This is a genomic window from Streptomyces turgidiscabies Car8, assembly GCF_000331005.1.
Classification (GTDB): Bacteria; Actinomycetota; Actinomycetes; order Streptomycetales; family Streptomycetaceae; genus Streptomyces; species Streptomyces turgidiscabies.
Genome location: NZ_AEJB01000175.1, coordinates 1 through 17,723, shown reverse-complemented (window position 1 = coordinate 17,723; position 17,723 = coordinate 1). Strand labels below are relative to the sequence as shown.

The following is a 17,723-nucleotide window of genomic DNA, read 5'->3' as shown; positions in this document are numbered from 1 at the left end:
CGTCGGCGGAGAACCTGTTCAAGGGGGACGAGCTGACCATGACGAGACCGTGAGCTTTCGTGTCGGGAAGGCGATGACGTACGCCGGTGTGCGTCAGGCGGCCATGGGTGCGGCGGCTCGGCAGTCGCGGCAGCGACCTGGCTCTGGCGCGCGGAAGGCACGCTCGCAGCCGTCGCAGGTCTGGAGCGGGCTCTGGACGGCCGTTGGCGAGGCCGCCGGTGCGCGGTACGGCGCCGGGGGTGGCAGTTGGGCGGTGAGGCGGTGGGCGAGGAAGGCGGCCGGGCGGCGCATGCCCTCGGGTGGCAGGTCGCGGGTCAGTGCGTGCCGTACGGCCGTGGGGCTGACGTCACGCTCCAGCCAGGCGGCGACGCCGGGCGCGAGGTGGGCCGTGTCGCAGACCGACAGAAGCAGGTCGGGATCACGGTGGCGGAGCCCGGCGAGAAGCTCGGTGGCGGCCTGGAGAAGGCCCGGCCCCTTGTACGCGGGCTGCGGTACGGCGGGGAGGGGCTTGCGGGGAGTGCGTTTCTGGGGCGGGCCCGGAGTGGTGGGCTGCGCGGGTCGGGCGGGAGGTTCGGCGGTGGGGGCGTGGTCGGCGGGAAGTCCCGGCTCGGGAGCGGGGTCGGGGTCGGGCTGCGGCTGCGGCTGCGGCTGCGGCTGCGGCTGCGGCTGCGGCTGGAGTCGCCTACTCGGCCTCGGCTCGGTACGGCGATCGGTGTGGCTCCCCGTACGGCGTGCGGGCTGGTTGCAGGAGGTCGTGCGGGTGACGATCCGGCCGTCCGGGACGCGTTCGCGTGAGCGGCGCAGATAACCGTGGGTCTCCAGTTCACGCAAGGCTGCGGCGATACGGTCCGCCCCCTCCGGGAACTTCCTGGCGAGCGTCTTGATGTCGACGAGGGCACCGGCAGGCAGCGACTGGATGTGCACGGCCAGCCCGATGGCGAGCAGCGACAGCTCGGGGTGCTGGGCGAGGTGGTTGCCGATCACCGTGAAGCGCGTGTCGTGGCGGGTGTTGTCGTGGACGACGCCGGAGATGCCGGAAGCGCCGGAGACGTCGGAACTGGATCGCCGGTGGGGGCGGTTGTTGCCCGAGCCCCGGGCTTCGGCGTGCGGGGGCACGCTAAGGTTTTTGCTATCCATCGGGAAGCTTGCTTCTTCCTTGGTGGTCAGGCCCTCGCCTTGGGATTGCAGTCCCGGCGGGGGCCGTCGCATGTCTGAGGTTGTCTGCGGTTGTCTGTGATGTCGGTGGTGGTGCTGCGCTGAGCGTAGGCCAGGCAACCGGGCACGAATCCAGCCGAGTTGGCGATGTTCACTCGGGAGAGTGATGGGGCACACCGGCAGGCGGGAGGGGTGGGGCTTGGTAGGAGTTCTTTCTCTCTTGTGTTCCTTGAAAAGGAGCGCCGACGCCGCCGAAGCACCCGCCGCCGGGTTCCGGTGCAACGTCGACTTCCGCCCACACCGTCTTGCGCGGCCGCAACCCAGGACCCCACCCCCAACGGTCGGCGAGCGCCTCGACCAGGAGCAGGCCCCGTCCGGACTCCGCGTCGTCGGAGGGGCGTTGGGGACCGGGCGGAACGTCCCCACAGGTGTCGGTCACCTCGATGCGCAGGGTGACGCCGATGACGTACATCGTGAGCCGGAAGTCCCGTCCCGGGACGCGCCCGTGGGTGACGGCGTTGGCCGCCAACTCGGCCACGACCTGTCGCGCCGGGTCCACCGGCAGCCCCCAGGAACACAGTTGCTCGGCGGCGAGCAGCCTGGCCAGACGGGCTCCACGGGGCGTGGGAGAGAGCCGCACGCTGAAGTTGCGGAAGCTGTACCCGGGTTGAGCCGCAGGGGCGGCGGTTTCTTGATTCACGTCACTCAGCGTGGCCGAACGCACCTACCGTGAGCAGTGACTGCGCCGTTGCGTACGGTGACTGTCCGGAGCTTGTCCGGTCGTGTCCGGGCTGTCGGGACGGGCCGTGCGGGTATGGCGGGGGACAGTGCGGGAGCACCACAGCGCGGTACGACGGAGGGGCGCGGGCATGAGCGTGGACAGCGACGCGGGGCAGCTCAAGAGCGAGGCGGACGAGCCGGGTTGGGAGGTGGATCCGGACGACGAGTGGGGTGTGGCCGTCGTGGAGACGGTCGGGCGCCAGCTGAAGCTGCGCAGGGAGGCGGTGGGGATGCGTGCCGCCGACTTCGGAGCGACCCTCGGGTACGGCGAGGACCTGGTCTACAAGATCGAGGGCGGCAAGCGGATCGCCCGCCCCGAGTACATGGACAAGGCCGACGAGGTGCTGGGGGCGAACGGGCTGATCTCCGCGATGAAGGAGGACCTGGAGAAGGTCCAGTACCCGAAGAAGGTTCGAGCCCTGGCGAACATGGAGGCGAAGGCGGTGGAGCTTCAGCTCTACGACCCGCTGAACATCCACGGCCTGCTGCAGACCCCGGAGTACGCACGCACGCTGCTGATGATGCGGCGCCCCGCGTACACCGCGAGCGAGGTGGAGCGGTTCTTCGCCGCGCGCGTGGCCCGTAAGTCGGTCTTCGAGCGGGATCCGGCGCCTGAACTCGGGTTCGTTGTGGAGGAGTGGACACTGCGGCGTCCACTTGGAGGGAAGGCGCTGCTGCGCCGTCAGCTCGAACACCTTCTGGAGGCGGGACAGTTGCGAGGCACCGAGCTTCAAGTGATGCCGATGGACCGGGAGGAGCACGCCGGTGTGGACGGCAGCATCGAAGTGCTGAAGTTCGCGGACGGTTCGGCGGTGGGGCGTTCGCCGGCACTGGCAAACGGCCGACCGGTCTCCGATGCGAGGCAGCTCCGTATCCTTGAACTGCGCTACGGCATCATCCGAGGCCAAGCCCTCACCCCGCGTGAGTCCACGGCCTTCCTCGAACAACTGCTGGGGGAAACATGAACCGCAACATCACGACCGAGGGCGCCTCCGGCCCGACGTGGTTCAAGAGCAGCTACAGCAGCGGCAGTGAGGGCGACTCCTGCGTCGAGATCGCCACGACCCCCGACACCATCCACGTCCGCGACTCGAAGCACGCCGACAGCAGCCCCCGCCTCGCACTCTCACCCGAGGCCTGGGCCGGCTTCGTCCCGTACGCGTCCCGAGGCTGACGATGCTTGTGCCGGGATTCCGAAAGGGCATCGGGCCCATTCGTAGCAGCACCGGGCCCGCGCGGGCTCACAGCCGGGATCTCAGCACGTCGACCTCGCAACCCGGCGCGAACGGGTCGAAACCGTGCTCGATCAGCCAGCGAACCACCAGCAGGCTTCGCAACGACCACCACGCGCGGATCACGCCGAGGTCGATGTCAGTGCCGTAGCCGGCGATGACGTCGTCAAGGTGCTCCTCGTGTCCGAGTGTGAAGGTGGCGAGGTCGTACAAGGCGTCTCCCTGGCCGGCCTCGGACCAGTCGATGATGCCCGTTACCTCGTCGCGGTCGACGAACACGTGCGCGATCTGCAGGTCGCCGTGCGCGAACACCGGAGTCCACGGCCGGAGCGCGGCCTCGGCGACCTGCCGGTTGCGGGTGACCAGGTCGGCGGGCAGAACGCCGTTCGTCACGAGCCACTCGCACTCGCCGTCGAGATCCGCCGCGAACTCGTCGAGGCCCTTTCCCCGGCCGGGAAAAGGCGGCAATGGCGCGTCGTGCAATCTCCGGATGGCGGCACCCGCCGCGGCCCAGGCAGCCGGCGACCCGGTCGACGGCCCGCCGAGGCGTCCGAGCGTCGTCCCTGGGAGTGCGGCGATCGCGAGCACGGGCGGCTTGCGCCACAGAACTTCCGGGGTCGGGACCGGCGCCAGGGACATCGCCTCGACCTCGGCATCGATGCGCGCCTGATCGGTGTCCACCTTCAGAAACACATCGCCGACGCGCACGGTCACGCGCTCGGAATGGGCGACAACGACTTCGACCTCATCCATGGGCGACCAGTATCCCGGGGATGATCGCCGGCGTCGCCAGGTTTCTCAGGTGCGACTACGCGGCTGACCGCGCCCTCCAGCCGGTGGCCTCGTGCACGACACCGACCGCTGACGAGGCCCAGCCCACCACTTTTGTCAGGAGTCAGAGCGCGTTCACCGCCACGGGAGGCCAGTTCGCCCTTCCGCGCGACCGGGCGCCGTCGCGGGCCCCGTCAGACATCACACTCCGAATGTTCCTGCGCGGCACGATCACAGGACATCCCGATCACCAGACGCGGATCCGGCCCCCCACTCCTCGTCCAGGATGCTGAAGACCTCCGAGTCCCGCCAGCCGTCCCGGATCAGCGCGGTGTGCCGGTGGCGGCCTTCATAGGTCATGCCGAGCTTGCCGAGCACCCTGGACGACCCGAGGTTGCGCGGATCGCAGGTCGCGTAGATGCGGTGCAGCCCCAATTGGCCGAACCCCCTGCTGAGCAGCTCCCCGCCGATGGCCGTGCCGACGCCTCGCCCCCACACGCGGGGATGAACCAGGTAGGAGATCTCGCCTTGGCGGTGGACCTGGCTGCGGACTTTCAGCTCGCCGATCCCGATGAGTTCGCCGTCGAGGCAGACCGCGTACGCGAATCTCGTCTGCGGAGCCTTCAGCCGGTCATCGACCGCGCCCTGGACGAAGGCACGTGTCTGTTCCTCGGTGTTCGGCCCCCATGCCTGGTACCGGCAAGCCTCCGGAAGCCCGGCGAAGGCATGGACGGCCTGGCAGTCGCCGACAACGAGCTCGCGCAGGGTCACCGAGGCTTTGATCACAAGCCGATTCTGCAGCCCGCCCACCGACACTGCTCAGCGGGCGGGCCTCAGGTCAGAACTTCAGGTCGCCGATCATGCCCGCGATGCTTGTCGTCAGGTCGCTGATGGTCGGGGCGAAGGTTGATGAGGCCATGTAGAACCCCAGCAGCATGCACACCACCGCATGCCCTCCCTTGAGCCCTGACTTCTTGATCAGCAAGAAGACGATGATCGCCAGCAGCACGACCGCCGAAATGGAAAGTGCCACGGCGGCTCACCTCCAAGGGGCCCAGGGATGCAGGGGGGTCTGACTATGGGGGCAGTAAATCCATACAGTGGCCAGCAGGTTCATACCCACTCGCCGCCAGTGATCATAACTATTCGCCCGCGCGCATCGGTCGGCGCACGGCCGCACAAGGGGGCGCATGGCCAATATGGTCGAGCCCATGACTACCGAGCCCGTTTCCTTCCCCCGTCGGCACGCCCGAACCCAGCGATTCACGCTCGGCGCGCCCCGCGCCTTCAGCGTGGCGCCCGACGGTTCACGGGTCGTCTACCTGCGGTCCTCCGCCGGCACCGACCGGGCGAACAAGCTCTGGGTGCTCGACCTCCCGGACGGCGGCGAGCGCGTCGCGGCCGACCCGTTCGCGCTTCTCGGCGGGGCCGGCGAGAAGCTGTCCGCAGAGGAGCGGGCGCGTCGGGAGCGCAGCCGTGAAGGCAGTGCCGGGATCGTCGGTTACGCCACCGACTCGGCCGTCGAAGTGGCCGCCTTCGCCTTGTCCGGGCGGCTTTTCGTGGCCGAACTACAGGCCGGGACAGTGCGCGAGATCCCCGCCGCGAAGCCCGTTCTCGACCCTCGCCCCTCCCCCGACGGGCGGCTCGTCGCGTACGTCGCGGACGGCGCCCTGCGCCTCGCCGACCTGGCCGGCGAGCAGTCCCACGTACTCGCGCAGCCCGAGTCGGAGACGGTGACGTACGGGCTGGCCGAGTTCATCGCGGCCGAGGAGATGTCCCGTTCACGCGGCTTCTGGTGGTCTCCGGAGTCGGACCGGCTGCTGGTCGCGCGGGCCGACGACGCGCCCGTGGACCGCTGGTGGATCTCCGATCCGGCGCATCCGGAACGTGAGCCGCAGCGGGTCGCGTATCCGGCGGCGGGCACTCTGAACGCCGAGGTCCGGCTCTTCGTACTCACCCTTACCGGGGTGCGCACCGAGGTCGTCTGGGACCGGGCGCGGTACCCGTATCTGGCGCGTGTGCACTGGTCAGGGGCGGGGGCGCCGCTGATTCTGGTGCAGTCGCGGGACCAGCGCGGGCAGCTCTTCCTGGCCGTGGACCCCGACACGGGGGCGACCCGGATGGTGCACGCGGAGGAAGATCCACATTGGCTTGATCTTTTCCCTGGTGTGCCCTGCTGGAGCCCCTCCGGACAGCTCGTACGGATCGCCGACGAGGGCGGCGCCAGGGTGCTGGCGGTCGGCGAACGGCCCCTGACGGGCGCCCAGTTGCACATCCGGGCGGTGCTGGACGTCACCGCCGACGACGTCCTCGTGTCGGCCTCGGCAGGTGAGGCGGCGGTCGGCACCGAGATCGGCGAAGTACACGTCTATCGAGTGAACGAGCTCGGACTGGAGCGCGTCTCGCAAGAGCCCGGCGTGCACTCGGCGGTTCGCGCCGGGGGCGTGACCGTGCTCCTTTCGGCGGTGCCGGGCCGGCCGGGGACCCAGGTGCAGGTGCTGCGCGACGGGAAACGAGCGGCGACCGTTCCCTCGTACGCGGAAGACCCCGGTTTGTCCCCGCGCATCACCCTCACTCAGGGGGGCGCACGGCGCATTCCATGCGCCCTGCTTATGCCGACCGACTACGACGGCGTCACTCGCCTCCCTGTCCTCATGGACCCCTACGGTGGTCCGCACGGCCCCCGTGTGGTCGCCGCTCACAACGCGCACCTCACCTCGCAGTGGTTCGCCGACCAGGGTTTCGCGGTGGTCGTCGCGGACGGCCGGGGCACCCCGGGACGCTCGCCGGCCTGGGAGAAGGCGGTGCACGGGGACTTCACCGTCTCCCTCGACGACCAGATCGAGGCCATGAACGGCCTCGCCGAACACCACCCGCTCGACCTCTCCCGGGTGGCGATCCGGGGCTGGTCGTACGGCGGCTGGCTCGCGGGGCTGGCGGTGCTGCGGCGCCCCGACGTCTTCCACGCGGGCATCGCGGGCGCCCCCGTGACGGACTGGCGGCTGTACGACACGCACTACACGGAGCGGTACCTGGGCGACCCGGCCACGGCACCGGAGGCGTACGCGAACAGCTCACTGGTGACGGAGGCCGGACTGTCCTCGCCCGCCGACCCGCACCGCCCCCTGATGGTCGTCCACGGCACCGCCGACGACAACGTGGTCTTCGCGCACGCTCTGCGCCTGTCCTCGGCCCTGCTGGCCGCGGGCCGCCCGCACGAGGTGCTCCCGCTGTCGGGCGTCACCCACATGACCCCGCAGGAACAGGTCGCGGAGAACCTGCTGCTGCTCCAAGTGGACTTCCTGAAGCGGGCGTTGGGGATCGCACAGCCCTCGTAGCCCTCACACGCATCCCGCGACGGATCTCGTGCGGGCACGGCAACGGGCCGGGGCTACATGGCGAGCCCCGGCCCGTTTACGGCACCCGCACGGCCGTACGTTCCTCAGAGTGGCCCGTCCATATATCGAGACCGGGTCGGCCAAGTTGCCTGTGTGTTAACGCGGTTCGTGTGTGTTTGTACGGTTATTTTCACCCGTGGACAAGATCGTCCCGGATTTCAGAACACCCCCGGCGACTCCGGGCCGCTCCCGGCTCCCCTCCGTGCTTCCCTCCCGCTTTGGTCATGGCCGTCAAAAGCCGACCCAAGTGGCGCCCCACCCCGGAGTCAAAGGGCAAAAGTCCAGATCAAAGGCGTCAACAAAACATTGACGGCGACTGAAGCGGCGCTGAAAAGTCCCCAATGTGACCTCGCCTATACCTTCCGCCACCGCACCCCAGGTGGCGGCCGATTCCGGAGCCGTTCCGCCGACGCCCACCGCGCCGGCCCGCGGCGGCACCGGCCGCTCGCCGGGCCGGATCGCCTGGCTGCGCTTCCGCCGTGACCGCACCGGAGTCGTCTCGGCCGTCGTGGTCCTGGTGTTCTTCGTCGCGGGCATCGGAGCCCCGCTGATCTCCAAGCTCTACGGCAAGGACCCGTACACCACCTACGGCCAGAACGGCACCGGCCTGCTCAATGAGTTCGGCTTCCCGATCCGGCCCAACGGCGGTATCAGCGGCGACTTCTGGTTCGGAGTCGAGCCCCAGCTCGGCCGGGACGTCTTCACCCTGCTGATCTACGGCATCCGCAACTCGCTGCTCATCGCCACGGTGACGACCGCGCTGGTCACCCTGCTCGGCATCGCCGTCGGGCTCACGGCCGGCTATCTGGGCGGGCGGATCGACAGTTTCGTCGGCCGGGTCATCGACATCCTGCTGGCGTTCCCCTCCACCCTGTTCTTCATCGCCTTCTGGCCGGTGATGATCTCGATCTTCGTGTCGCCGGAGGAGAACACCCCGACCTGGCTGACCGTCGTCAGCCTCATCTCCGTGATGACCGCGTTCGGCTGGGCACCCCTCGCCCGACTGCTGCGCGGTGAGGTACTCGCCCTGCGCGAACGGGAGTTCGTCGAGTCCGCCAAGGTCACCGGGGCCTCCCCGGCCCGGATCGTCTTCCGGGAGCTGCTGCCCAACCTGTGGACGCCGATCCTCATCCAGGCCACCCTCGCGCTGCCCATGTACGTGACCACCGAGGCGGCGCTCGCCTTCCTCGGGGTCGGGCTCAGCGACCCCACGCCCGACTGGGGCGTGATGATCCAGCGCGGGGCGCAGGTCTACCAGAACGACATCACGTACATGCTCTTCCCCGGCCTGTCGATGGTGATCTTCGTGATCGCCTTCAACCTCCTCGGCGACTCCGTGCGCGACGCACTGGACCCCAAGACCAGGCGCTGAGCGACAGCGCTGCCCCCGCCCGCACCACCATCCCCCCGCACCCCGCACCGCAGAAATCCGGAAACACCGGAACAACCGGAACCACCGGGAACACCCCTTCTCCCTGATTCAGGCAGGACACCCCATGTCTCTCTCCCGCAGAAACTTCGTCATCGCCACCACGGTCGCCGCCGGCGGCTCCATGGCCCTGTCCGCGTGCAGCAGCGGTGGTGGGGGCGGTGGCGGCACGTCGGGGGGCGGCGCGGCCGGGACGAGCAAGTTCGCGTCGGTCAGCATCGGCACCGCGAAGGACTCCACGGGGCCCGCGCCGGAGATCCCGGGGGCGAAGAAGGGCGGCACGATCCGGCCGATCGGCCCGCAGGACTTCTCCCACCTCGACCCGCAGCGCATCTACTACTCGTGGAACTCCGAGATCGGCAACCTCTACATCCGCTGCCTGACCGGCTATCGCATCGACGGTGGCGCGATGAAGCTCGTCGGCGACCTCGCCACCGACACCGGCACCATGTCGGACGGCGGCAAGACCTGGACGTACACCCTGAAGGACGGGCTGAAGTGGGAGGACGGCAGTGAGCTGACCGTCGACGACGTCCGGCACGGCATCGAGCGCGGCTTCGCCAGCTTCACCACCGAGGGCGCCACCTACCTCCAGGCCGCGCTGACCGGTACCAACGACTTCCGCTCGGTCTACAAGGGCCCGTACGACGGCAAGCACCTCGACTCGGTCGTCACGGACACCGCGAAGAAGACGATCACCTTCCACCTCAAGACGGCCCGCCCGGACCTCAACTGGACGCTGGCCATGCAGTCGTACGGAGCGGTGTCCGCCAAGCACGACACCAAGGAGAAGTACGACAAGGACCCGTTCTCCTGCGGGCCCTACCGGCTCTCCGCGCACTCCGTCGACAAGTCGCTGACGATGGTCCGCAACACCCACTGGGACCCGGCGACCGACCCGATCCGCAACGCCTACCCGGACTCGTTCGCCTTCGAGTTCGGCCCCGAGTCGCTCCAGAGCACCGACCGGCTGATCGCGGACTCCGGGACCGACCAGTACGCGGTGATGGCGTACAGCGGGGTCCCCGCCGAGCGCATCCAGAAGGTGCTGACGACGCCCGCGCTGAAGAGCCGTACCGTCGACGGGCTGCTCACGGGTCTGTACTACTACGCCATCAACTGCAAGCGGATCACCGACGTGAGGGTCCGCCAGGCGCTCAACTACGCCTGGCCGTTGCAGCAGATCCGGACGATCTACGGCGGTCCCTCCGCCGGCGACTACGCGACCACGATCCTCGGCCCGGACATGGCCGGCCGGGTGAAGTTCGACATCTACGGCAAGCTGACGAAGCCGCAGGGCGACACCGCGAAGGCCAAGGCGCTGCTCAAGGCGGCCGGCAAGCTCGGCCAGAAGATCGTCTACACCTACCCGCAGGGCGGCAACGACGCCTACGAGAAGACCAAGGTCGTCATCGCCAACGCCCTGAAGGAGGCGGGCTTCGACCCGGTGATCAAGCCGGTGGAGTCGACCAGCTACTACGACCAGATCCAGCAGATCGACAACTCGTTCGACGTGATGTGGTTCGGCTGGTCCCCCGACTGGCCCACCGGCTACACCATGCTCCAGCCCCTGTTCGACGGACGGGTGATCGCCAACGGCGCCAACAACGTCTCCCAGCTGAAGGTGAACTGGGTCGACGCCGCGATCGACAAGGCCGCAGCCATCACCGACCCGACGCAGGCGAACGCGGCCTGGGCGGCCCTGGACAAGGAGCTCATGGAGAAGGAGGCGCCGATCATCCCCGAGACGTACCAGCGCCGCTTCTACCTGTACGGCAGCAAGGTCGGCGGCACCGAGTACGACCCCCTGAACTCGTCGTTCGTCCTCTACAAGCTGTACGCGAAGTAGCACAGGATCCCGTCAGGGGGCGTCAGCCCCCCACTCCCCCGCACACCCGACCACCCCGGCACCGGTCCCACCCACCAGGGACCGGTGCCGGGGGTTCCGCCAGGGAATCCGATCGCCATGTACCGCTTCATCCTCCGCCGGACACTCAGCGCGCTGATGATCCTCCTCGTCATCAGCGCGATCACCTTCGTCCTCTTCTACGTCGCCCCGCGCGACCCGGCCCGCAGCGCCTGCGGCAAGCTCTGCACCCCGGAGACGCTCGCGCTCGTCCGGCGCAACCTCGGCATCGACGACCCGCTGCCGGTGCAGTACTGGCACTGGCTGGCGGGCGTGTTCGTGGGCCGCGACTACGCCGGTCTCGGCCACTGTTCGGCGCCCTGCCTGGGCTACTCCTTCACCAACCACGAGCCGGTCCTCGGCCTGATCACCAACCGCTTCCCCACCACCCTCTCCCTCACCCTGGGCAGCACGGTGGTGTTCGTGGTCCTCGGTGTCGGTACGGGCATGCTGGCCGCGGTGAAGCAGGGCCGGGCCCTGGACAAGATCGCGTCGTCGGTCTCGCTGATCGGCTCGTCCCTGCAGATCTACATCGTCGGCGTGGTCGCCATGTACTACCTCTCCGACCAGTGGGGCATCCTCCCCCGCCCCCAGGACAGCGTCGGCTTCTCCCAGGACCCGGTGGCCTGGTTCAAGGGCCTGCTGCTGCCCTGGTTCGTCCTCGCGATCATCTTCACCGCCAACTACACCCGGATGACCCGCTCCCAGCTCGTGGAGACCCTCGCCGAGGACTACGTCCGTACGGCCCGCGCCAAGGGCCTGTCCCGCCGCACGGTGTTCTTCCGGTTCGCCTGGCGGGGCGCGATGGGCCCGATCGTCACGATCCTGGGCCTCGACATCGGCTATCTGCTCGGCGGCGCGATCATCACGGAGGAGACCTTCGGCCTGCACGGCATCGGCGCCCTGTCCATCAAGGCGGTACGGGACAACGACCTGCCACTGCTGCTCGGGGTGGTCCTGGTGGCCGCGGCGGCGATCGTCGTGGCGAACATCGTGGTGGACGCGGTGTACGCGCTGATCGACCCGCGGATCAGGCTCGCGTAGAGATGCCCGGTGCCCCTGATGCCTGAGCCGGCCGCCGCCGCGATCCCCGCCGCCGCCGAACCCTTCCTGTCCGTACGGGACTTGAAGGTGCACTTCGCCACCGACGACGGTGTGGTGAGGGCCGTCGACGGTCTCTCCTTCGACGTGGGGCGCGGCCGGACCCTGGGCATCGTCGGCGAGTCGGGCTCGGGCAAGTCGGTCACGAACCTGGCGATCCTCGGCCTGCACGACCGCACGCGCACGACGCTGGCCGGGGAGATCGTGCTGGACGGCAAGGAGTTGCTGACCGCCCGGGAACGGGAGCTGGAGAAGCTCCGCGGCAACAAGATGGCGATGATCTTCCAGGACGCGCTGGCGTCCCTGTCGCCGTTCCACACGGTGGGCCGGCAGATCGCCGAGACGTACACCAGGCACACGGGCGCGTCCCGCAGGGAGTCCAGGGCCCGTGCGGTGGAGATGCTGAGGCGCGTGGGCATCCCGCAGCCGGCGCTCCGGGCCGACGACTACCCCCACCAGTTCTCGGGCGGCATGCGCCAACGGGTCATGATCGCCATGGCGTTGGTCTGCGACCCCGAACTCCTGATCGCCGACGAACCGACGACCTCCCTCGACGTCACCGTCCAGGCCCAGATCATGGACCTGCTGGGGGACCTCCAGCAGGAGTTCGGCACGTCGATCGTCTTCATCACGCACGACCTGGGCGTCATCTCCCGTATGGCGGACGACATCCTGGTCATGTACGGGGGCCGGGCGGTGGAGCGAGGAACCCGGAACGAGGTACTGAGGACGCCTGAACACCCGTACACCTGGGGCCTGTTGGACTCGGTACCAGCCCTGAACGCCCCGGTGGACGTGCCGTTGTCCCCGATCCCGGGCACACCCCCGTCCCTCCTGGACCCACCCCCGGGCTGCCGCTTCCACCCCCGCTGCGCCTTCACGGAACAGGTCCCGGCGGGCCGCTGCGCGAGTCGACGCCCCTTCCTGCCCCCCACCCCCGCCCATGGCGCGGCCTGCCATCTGACGGCGGTCCAACGCGGGGAGTACTACCTGGACTATGTGGGTGCGGACGCAGGATGACGCGAAGGGCCTGATCGCTACTCTCCGGGGATGGACTACGCGAAGATGCGCGCGATCGCCGAGGAGCTCACGGCCTACGCCGAATCGCTCGAAGGGACCTGGAAAGTCGAGGTCGGCCCTTCGGGCCCCTTCCTGGCCATGATCAGCCCGTCGAAGCGTCGCGAGGGTACCGTCCGGCGCATCCGCAACCAGCTGGACGAGCAGCTCCTCACCACGCACCCCGGCTACATCTGCGCGAACGGCCCCGAGATCGAGCACCCGGCCAAAAGCCGCATGCGTCGCCCGGATGCCGTCGTCATCCCCGAGGAGGTCCTCGACGAGGAGGGACTCGCCGTCGACGCGACCCAGGTGCTGGCGGTCGTCGAGATCGTCTCGCCGTCCAACCCGAACAACGACTACGGCGAGAAGCTCACCGAGTACCCCGCGATGGGCATCGCCCACTACATGATCGTCGACCCTCGCACGGGCACCATCGAGGTGCACTCCGACCCGTGCAAGGGCCGTTACCAGCAGAAGGACCCCTACATCTTCGGCGACTCGGTGCCGGTCGGCCCCTGGACCGTGCAGACCCAGACGTTCCGCCGTTATGGGAAGGCCGGGAACGACCCGAGCTGACGGGCGGCCGAGGCGTCAGCCCAGCTCCCCGCGCTCCACGCAGAACTCGTTGCCCTCGGGGTCGGACATCAGGGCCCAGCCGCCGCCGTCGGGCCTGCGGTGGTCCGCGACGAGCCGGGCGCCGAGGGAGACCACGCGCTCGACCTCCTCGTCCCTGGTGCGCCCGTGCGGTCGCAGGTCGAGATGCAGGCGGTTCTTCACCGCCTTGCCCTCCGGCACCCGGATGAACAGCAGTGTGGGGCCGCCGGCCGGGTCCTGGAGCACCGCCTCCGGATCGCCGGGCTTGTCGTCGTCGGCCAGCGGGCGGCCGAACACCGCGCTCCAGAAGAGGCCGAGATCGTAGGGGTCGCCGGTGCAGTCGAAGGTGATGTTGTGGATCGTGGGGAAAGACAACGAGGCCTCCGGGCCGTGTGAGGGACAACGCCTCGCAGCGTCCCCGAACTCACCGGCGATGTCGAACGATTAAGCAGCGAAACGCGGCCGGCGCACCGGAGAAACCGGGAGCGTCCCTCACCCATGGCCGGGGTCACAACTTCGGCCGGGGCACTGCCTGTCGGTCCCCCGCCACGAGTTCCACCTCGAACCCGTCCACGTTCTCCAGATACGCCGCGCAGTGTCCTGCCCCGCCCGCATACGGATGCCGGTCGGGGAAGAGCAGGGTCCAGCCGTGGGCCGGGGCCTCGGCCACCAGGGCGTCCAGGGCCGGACGTGAAGGCACGTGGAAGGCAAGGTGGTTGAGACCTGGACGCATGCGGTCGTGATGGTCTCCGCTCAGGGCCGGCGACTGCTCGACCACCAGATACGTGTCCCCGTACCGCCAGCTGCTCCCCTGTGGCCAGCTCTGGTACGGGACGCACCCCAGGCGCTCCAGGAGCCAGCCCCAGCAGGTGGTCGCGCGGTTCAGGTCCGGCACCCACAGCTCGACGTGGTGGAACACTCGCGGTCCCGAGACCCTTCAACGAGGGAGGGGCGAGGGTCCGTGACCCCCGCCCCTCTACTTCGAGCTACATCTACCAGTCGCTACTTCGAGTTCGCCGTCGTCGCCCACCGGGCGCAACTCCGGTCAGCTCTCCGTGGCGTCCGTCTCCAGCGCCTTGAGCGCCGGGTCCATGACGACGTCCGCGTCACGGGCCTCCGTCGTCGGGTCCTCCGGGAAGTGGCAGGCCGTCAGATGGCTGTCGCGGTTGCCGGAGATCTGGACCAGCGGGGGCTCCTCGCTCGCACACTTGTCCTGCGCCTTCCAGCAGCGCGTACGGAAACGGCAGCCGGACGGCGGGTGGATCGGCGAGGGGACGTCACCGGCGAGGCGGATGCGCTCGCGGGACTCCGTCTCGTCGTCCATCGCCACCTCGGGGACGGCGGACAGCAGAGCGTGCGTGTACGGGTGACGCGGGCGGTTGTAGATCGAGTCCCGGTCACCGACCTCGACGATCTTGCCGAGGTACATCACCGCGACGCGCTGCGAGAAGTGCCGCACGATGGCCAGGTCGTGGGCGATGAACAGGAACGCGATGCCCATCTCCTCCTGGACCTTCTTGAGGAGGTTCACCACCTGGGCCTGGATGGAGACGTCCAGCGCGGAGACCGGCTCGTCCGCCACGATCAGCTTCGGCTTCAGGGCGAGCGCGCGGGCCACCCCGATGCGCTGCCGCTGACCGCCGGAGAACTCGTGCGGGAAGCGGTTGTAGTGCTCGGGGTTGAGCCCGACCAGCTCCAGCAGCTCCCGGACCCGGTTCTCCCGGCCGCCCGACGGCTCGATCCCGTTGACCTCCATCGGCGACTTGATGATCGTGCCGACGGTCTGGCGCGGGTTCAGCGAGCTGTACGGGTCCTGGAAGATCATCTGGATCTCGGAGCGGACCGGCGCCAGCTGCTTGCGCGAGGCGTGCGTGATGTCCTGACCGGAGTACGTGATCTTGCCGCCGGTCGGCTCCAGGAGGCGGGTGATGAGCCGGCCCGCGGTCGACTTGCCGCAGCCCGACTCGCCCACCATGCCGACGCTCTCGGCGACACCGATGGACAGGTCGATGCCGTCGACCGCCTGGACGGCGCCGACCTTCCGTTTGATCGGGAAGCCGCCGTAGATCGGGAAGTGCTTCGTGAGTCCCTCGATCTTGAGCAGTTCCTCGGTCGACGTACCGGTGGAACCCTGCTGTGTGGGGAGGGTGAGGTTGTCGCTCATGTCTCGGTGCTCCCTAGCGCAGCCGGGGCTGGATCTTGTCGATGAAGATGGTCTGCTTCTGCTCCGCCGACAGATGGCACGCGGAGTCGCGCCCGGCCCCCAGCGACGGCCGTACGTCGGTGCAGAGGCTGCCCGACACCTCGCCGGTGAACGCGCAGCGCGGGTGGAAGGGGCAGCCCGAGGGCGGGTTCAGCAGCGAGGGCGGCGAGCCGGGGATCGGCATCAGTGCCTCGTTGATGTCTCCGTCCAGGCGCGGCATGGAGGTCAGCAGCCCCCAGGCGTACGGGTGCTGCGGCGTGCGGAGGACTTCCTTGACGGAACCGCGCTCCACGGCTCGGCCCGCGTACATCACCAGCAGGTCGTCGGCCATGTTCGAGATGACGCCGAGGTCGTGCGTGATGAAGATGATCGCGGAGCCGAACTCCTGCTGGAGGTCCTTGAGCAGGTCCAGGATCTGGGCCTGCACCGTCACATCCAGCGCGGTGGTGGGCTCGTCGGCGATCAGCAGGTCGGGGTCGCACATCAGCGCCATGGCGATCATGGCGCGCTGGCGCATACCGCCGGAGAACTGGTGCGGATAGTCGTCGAAGCGCGTCTTGGGCTGCGGGATGCCGACCTTCTCCAGCATCTGCACGGCCCGGTCCTTCGCCTCCTTCTTGGAGGCGCCGGTGTGCTTCATGAACGGCTCGGACAGCTGGCGGCCCACCGTGTAGTACGGGGAGAGCGCGGTCAGCGGGTCCTGGAAGATCATCGCCATCTTGTTGCCGCGGAGCTGTTCGAGCTCCTTCTCCGTGGCGGTGACGAGCTCCTTGCCGTCGAGGATGATCTCGCCGTCGACGGTCGTGCTCACCGGGTTGTGCAGGCCGAGGATCGTCAGGTTCGTGACGGACTTGCCCGATCCGGACTCGCCCACGATGCCCAGGGTCTTGCCGCGCTCGACGTCGAAGGAGAGTCCGTCGACCGCCTTGACGATGCCGTCCTCGGTGGAGAACTGCACCTTGAGATCGCGGACCGAGAGAAAGCTGTCCGGACCGGTCGGGGCCGGTGCGCCCTCGGGCTTGGTCAGTGTGGTCACGGTGGTTCGTTTCTTCCTAGGAGAGCCGGACACGCGGGTCGATATAGGCGTACGCGATGTCGGTAAGAATGTTCAGGATCAAGATGAAGAAAGCCCCGAACAGCATGACGCCCATCGTGAGCGGGAGGTCCTTGGTGACCGCGCCGTTCACGGCGAGGCGGCCGATTCCCTGGAGGGAGAAGGTCAGTTCGGTGACGACACCGCCGCCGAGCAGGGCGCTGATGTCGATGCCGAGCACGGTGACGATCGGGATGAGCGAGCCGCGCCAGGCGTAGCGGAAGAAGACGTACCTCTGTGACATGCCCTTGGCGCGGGCGGTACGGACGTGTTCCTCGGCGAGCTGCTCGATCATCGAGGCGCGTGCCATACGCGTGTACTGCGCGGTGAAGATGGTGGACATGATGACCATCGGGATCGACAGTCCGACGAGCCAGCCCACCGGGTCCTGGGTGAACGGCACGTACTTGGGGTCTTCCATCCAGCCGGTCTGGTAGACCAGGACGATCAGCGCGATCGGGCCGAGGAAGTAGATCTGGAACGAGCTGAGCACCATGGACGAGCCGGCGGCGATCTTGTCGGTCAGGGTGCCGCGCTTGTAGGCGGCGAGCATGCCGGTGCCGAGGCCCACGATCAGGAAGATGACCAGCGCGCCGACCGTCAGCGACAGGGTCAGCGGGAAGCGGTCCATGATCGTGTCCCAGACCATGTCGCCCGAGTAGAACGACTGGCCGAGGCAGGGCGCGGAGCAGTGGCCGGTCGGGAAGTCACGGCCCATCACGATGCCGGACATGAAGTCCCAGAACTGCTGGTGGATCGGCAGGTTGAGACCGAGGGCCGTACGGATGTCGTCGAGTCTCGCGGGCGAGCAGTCCTTGCCACAGGCCAGTGAGGCGTAGTCGGAGGGCGCGGCGACAAACAGGAAGAAGGTGGCCGCACCGATCAGGAACAGGGTGACGACGGCACCGACCGTGCGCCGGAGGATGAACTGAAACATGGCGGGAGGGCTGCTCTCTGCGGAGACGGTGGAGACGGTGTGGGGCAGGTTCACGGAACCGCGGG

At 68.6% G+C, this 17,723-nt stretch carries 18 protein-coding genes; 8 read left to right on the top strand and 10 right to left on the bottom strand.

Annotation, left to right across the window (positions count from 1 at the left end):
* Positions 1–93: 93 nt before the first annotated feature.
* Positions 94–1,137 carry a helix-turn-helix domain-containing protein gene (locus STRTUCAR8_RS10995; protein ID WP_199791676.1) on the bottom strand — a complete coding sequence of 348 codons (1,044 nt, stop codon included), beginning with the start codon at positions 1,135–1,137 and terminating at the stop codon, positions 94–96.
* Positions 1,138–1,306: 169 nt separating this feature from the next.
* Complete coding sequence (locus STRTUCAR8_RS10990; protein WP_006375733.1) at positions 1,307–1,855, bottom strand: ATP-binding protein; 549 nt, start codon at positions 1,853–1,855, stop codon at positions 1,307–1,309.
* A gap of 169 nt (positions 1,856–2,024) precedes the next feature.
* Here STRTUCAR8_RS10990 and STRTUCAR8_RS10985 point away from each other — a divergent pair, with 169 nt between their 5' ends.
* Together STRTUCAR8_RS10985 and STRTUCAR8_RS10980 are read left to right on the top strand one after the other, a co-directional pair.
* Positions 2,025–2,900, top strand: coding sequence for a helix-turn-helix domain-containing protein (locus STRTUCAR8_RS10985; protein ID WP_006375734.1), 876 nt, complete (start codon positions 2,025–2,027; stop codon positions 2,898–2,900).
* A complete protein-coding gene (locus STRTUCAR8_RS10980) occupies positions 2,897–3,109 on the top strand; it encodes a DUF397 domain-containing protein (protein ID WP_006375697.1) in 213 nt (70 codons plus the stop codon). Before STRTUCAR8_RS10985 ends, STRTUCAR8_RS10980 begins: the two co-directional genes overlap by 4 nt.
* A 67-nt stretch (positions 3,110–3,176) precedes the next feature.
* Here the strand turns inward: STRTUCAR8_RS10980 and STRTUCAR8_RS10975 are convergent, their stop codons facing one another.
* The 3 genes from STRTUCAR8_RS10975 to STRTUCAR8_RS10965 form a co-directional block, all read right to left on the bottom strand.
* Positions 3,177–3,920, bottom strand: coding sequence for a phosphotransferase family protein (locus STRTUCAR8_RS10975; protein WP_006375720.1), 744 nt, complete (start codon positions 3,918–3,920; stop codon positions 3,177–3,179).
* A 249-nt stretch (positions 3,921–4,169) separates the two neighbouring features.
* Entirely contained in the window at positions 4,170–4,724 is a 555-nt protein-coding gene (locus STRTUCAR8_RS10970) for a GNAT family N-acetyltransferase (protein ID WP_044472008.1), read from the bottom strand.
* 52 nt (positions 4,725–4,776) lie between these two features.
* A complete protein-coding gene (locus tag STRTUCAR8_RS10965; protein ID WP_006375723.1) occupies positions 4,777–4,971 on the bottom strand; it encodes a hypothetical protein in 195 nt (64 codons plus the stop codon).
* 178 nt (positions 4,972–5,149) lie between these two features.
* On the opposite strand from STRTUCAR8_RS10965, the gene STRTUCAR8_RS10960 reads away from it, so the two are divergent.
* From STRTUCAR8_RS10960 to STRTUCAR8_RS10935, 6 genes are all read left to right on the top strand, one after another.
* A complete protein-coding gene (locus tag STRTUCAR8_RS10960; RefSeq protein WP_044472007.1) occupies positions 5,150–7,276 on the top strand; it encodes a S9 family peptidase in 2,127 nt (708 codons plus the stop codon).
* A 403-nt stretch (positions 7,277–7,679) separates the two neighbouring features.
* Positions 7,680–8,708 carry an ABC transporter permease gene (locus STRTUCAR8_RS10955; RefSeq protein ID WP_179200601.1) on the top strand — a complete coding sequence of 343 codons (1,029 nt, stop codon included), beginning with the start codon at positions 7,680–7,682 and terminating at the stop codon, positions 8,706–8,708.
* A 124-nt stretch (positions 8,709–8,832) separates the two neighbouring features.
* Positions 8,833–10,614 carry an ABC transporter substrate-binding protein gene (locus STRTUCAR8_RS10950; RefSeq protein WP_006375722.1) on the top strand — a complete coding sequence of 594 codons (1,782 nt, stop codon included), beginning with the start codon at positions 8,833–8,835 and terminating at the stop codon, positions 10,612–10,614.
* Between the two features lie 117 nt (positions 10,615–10,731).
* Positions 10,732–11,715, top strand: coding sequence for an ABC transporter permease (locus STRTUCAR8_RS10945; RefSeq protein WP_006375714.1), 984 nt, complete (start codon positions 10,732–10,734; stop codon positions 11,713–11,715).
* Between the two features lie 18 nt (positions 11,716–11,733).
* On the top strand, positions 11,734–12,792 hold the full coding sequence (locus STRTUCAR8_RS10940; protein WP_044472006.1) for an ABC transporter ATP-binding protein: 1,059 nt from the start codon (positions 11,734–11,736) through the stop codon (positions 12,790–12,792).
* Positions 12,793–12,822: 30 nt separating this feature from the next.
* Complete coding sequence (locus tag STRTUCAR8_RS10935; RefSeq protein WP_006375726.1) at positions 12,823–13,407, top strand: Uma2 family endonuclease; 585 nt, start codon at positions 12,823–12,825, stop codon at positions 13,405–13,407.
* 15 nt (positions 13,408–13,422) lie between these two features.
* Here the strand turns inward: STRTUCAR8_RS10935 and STRTUCAR8_RS10930 are convergent, their stop codons facing one another.
* From STRTUCAR8_RS10930 to STRTUCAR8_RS10910, 5 genes are all read right to left on the bottom strand, one after another.
* A complete protein-coding gene (locus STRTUCAR8_RS10930; RefSeq protein WP_006375708.1) occupies positions 13,423–13,800 on the bottom strand; it encodes a VOC family protein in 378 nt (125 codons plus the stop codon).
* 133 nt (positions 13,801–13,933) lie between these two features.
* A complete protein-coding gene (locus STRTUCAR8_RS10925; protein ID WP_006375732.1) occupies positions 13,934–14,344 on the bottom strand; it encodes a VOC family protein in 411 nt (136 codons plus the stop codon).
* Positions 14,345–14,470: 126 nt separating this feature from the next.
* Positions 14,471–15,589, bottom strand: coding sequence for an ABC transporter ATP-binding protein (locus STRTUCAR8_RS10920; protein ID WP_006375700.1), 1,119 nt, complete (start codon positions 15,587–15,589; stop codon positions 14,471–14,473).
* Positions 15,590–15,602: 13 nt separating this feature from the next.
* The gene (locus tag STRTUCAR8_RS10915) at positions 15,603–16,664 is read right to left on the bottom strand and encodes an ABC transporter ATP-binding protein (RefSeq protein ID WP_006375725.1); all 1,062 of its coding nucleotides are present in this window, start codon (positions 16,662–16,664) and stop codon (positions 15,603–15,605) included.
* A gap of 16 nt (positions 16,665–16,680) precedes the next feature.
* A complete protein-coding gene (locus tag STRTUCAR8_RS10910; protein ID WP_044472005.1) occupies positions 16,681–17,658 on the bottom strand; it encodes an ABC transporter permease in 978 nt (325 codons plus the stop codon).
* Between the last annotated feature and the right edge of the window lie 65 nt (positions 17,659–17,723).

Coding starts and splice junctions, on each gene's coding strand:
- STRTUCAR8_RS10975 (WP_006375720.1), bottom strand. CDS start 3,920: ATGGATGAGGTCGAAGTCGTTGTCGCCCATTCCGAGCGCGTGACCGTG.
- STRTUCAR8_RS10935 (WP_006375726.1), top strand. CDS start 12,823: ATGGACTACGCGAAGATGCGCGCGATCGCCGAGGAGCTCACGGCCTAC.
- STRTUCAR8_RS10910 (WP_044472005.1), bottom strand. CDS start 17,658: ATGTTTCAGTTCATCCTCCGGCGCACGGTCGGTGCCGTCGTCACCCTG.
- STRTUCAR8_RS10950 (WP_006375722.1), top strand. CDS start 8,833: ATGTCTCTCTCCCGCAGAAACTTCGTCATCGCCACCACGGTCGCCGCC.
- STRTUCAR8_RS10920 (WP_006375700.1), bottom strand. CDS start 15,589: ATGAGCGACAACCTCACCCTCCCCACACAGCAGGGTTCCACCGGTACG.
- STRTUCAR8_RS10960 (WP_044472007.1), top strand. CDS start 5,150: ATGACTACCGAGCCCGTTTCCTTCCCCCGTCGGCACGCCCGAACCCAG.
- STRTUCAR8_RS10980 (WP_006375697.1), top strand. CDS start 2,897: ATGAACCGCAACATCACGACCGAGGGCGCCTCCGGCCCGACGTGGTTC.
- STRTUCAR8_RS10940 (WP_044472006.1), top strand. CDS start 11,734: ATGCCTGAGCCGGCCGCCGCCGCGATCCCCGCCGCCGCCGAACCCTTC.
- STRTUCAR8_RS10995 (WP_199791676.1), bottom strand. CDS start 1,137: ATGGATAGCAAAAACCTTAGCGTGCCCCCGCACGCCGAAGCCCGGGGC.
- STRTUCAR8_RS10945 (WP_006375714.1), top strand. CDS start 10,732: ATGTACCGCTTCATCCTCCGCCGGACACTCAGCGCGCTGATGATCCTC.
- STRTUCAR8_RS10985 (WP_006375734.1), top strand. CDS start 2,025: ATGAGCGTGGACAGCGACGCGGGGCAGCTCAAGAGCGAGGCGGACGAG.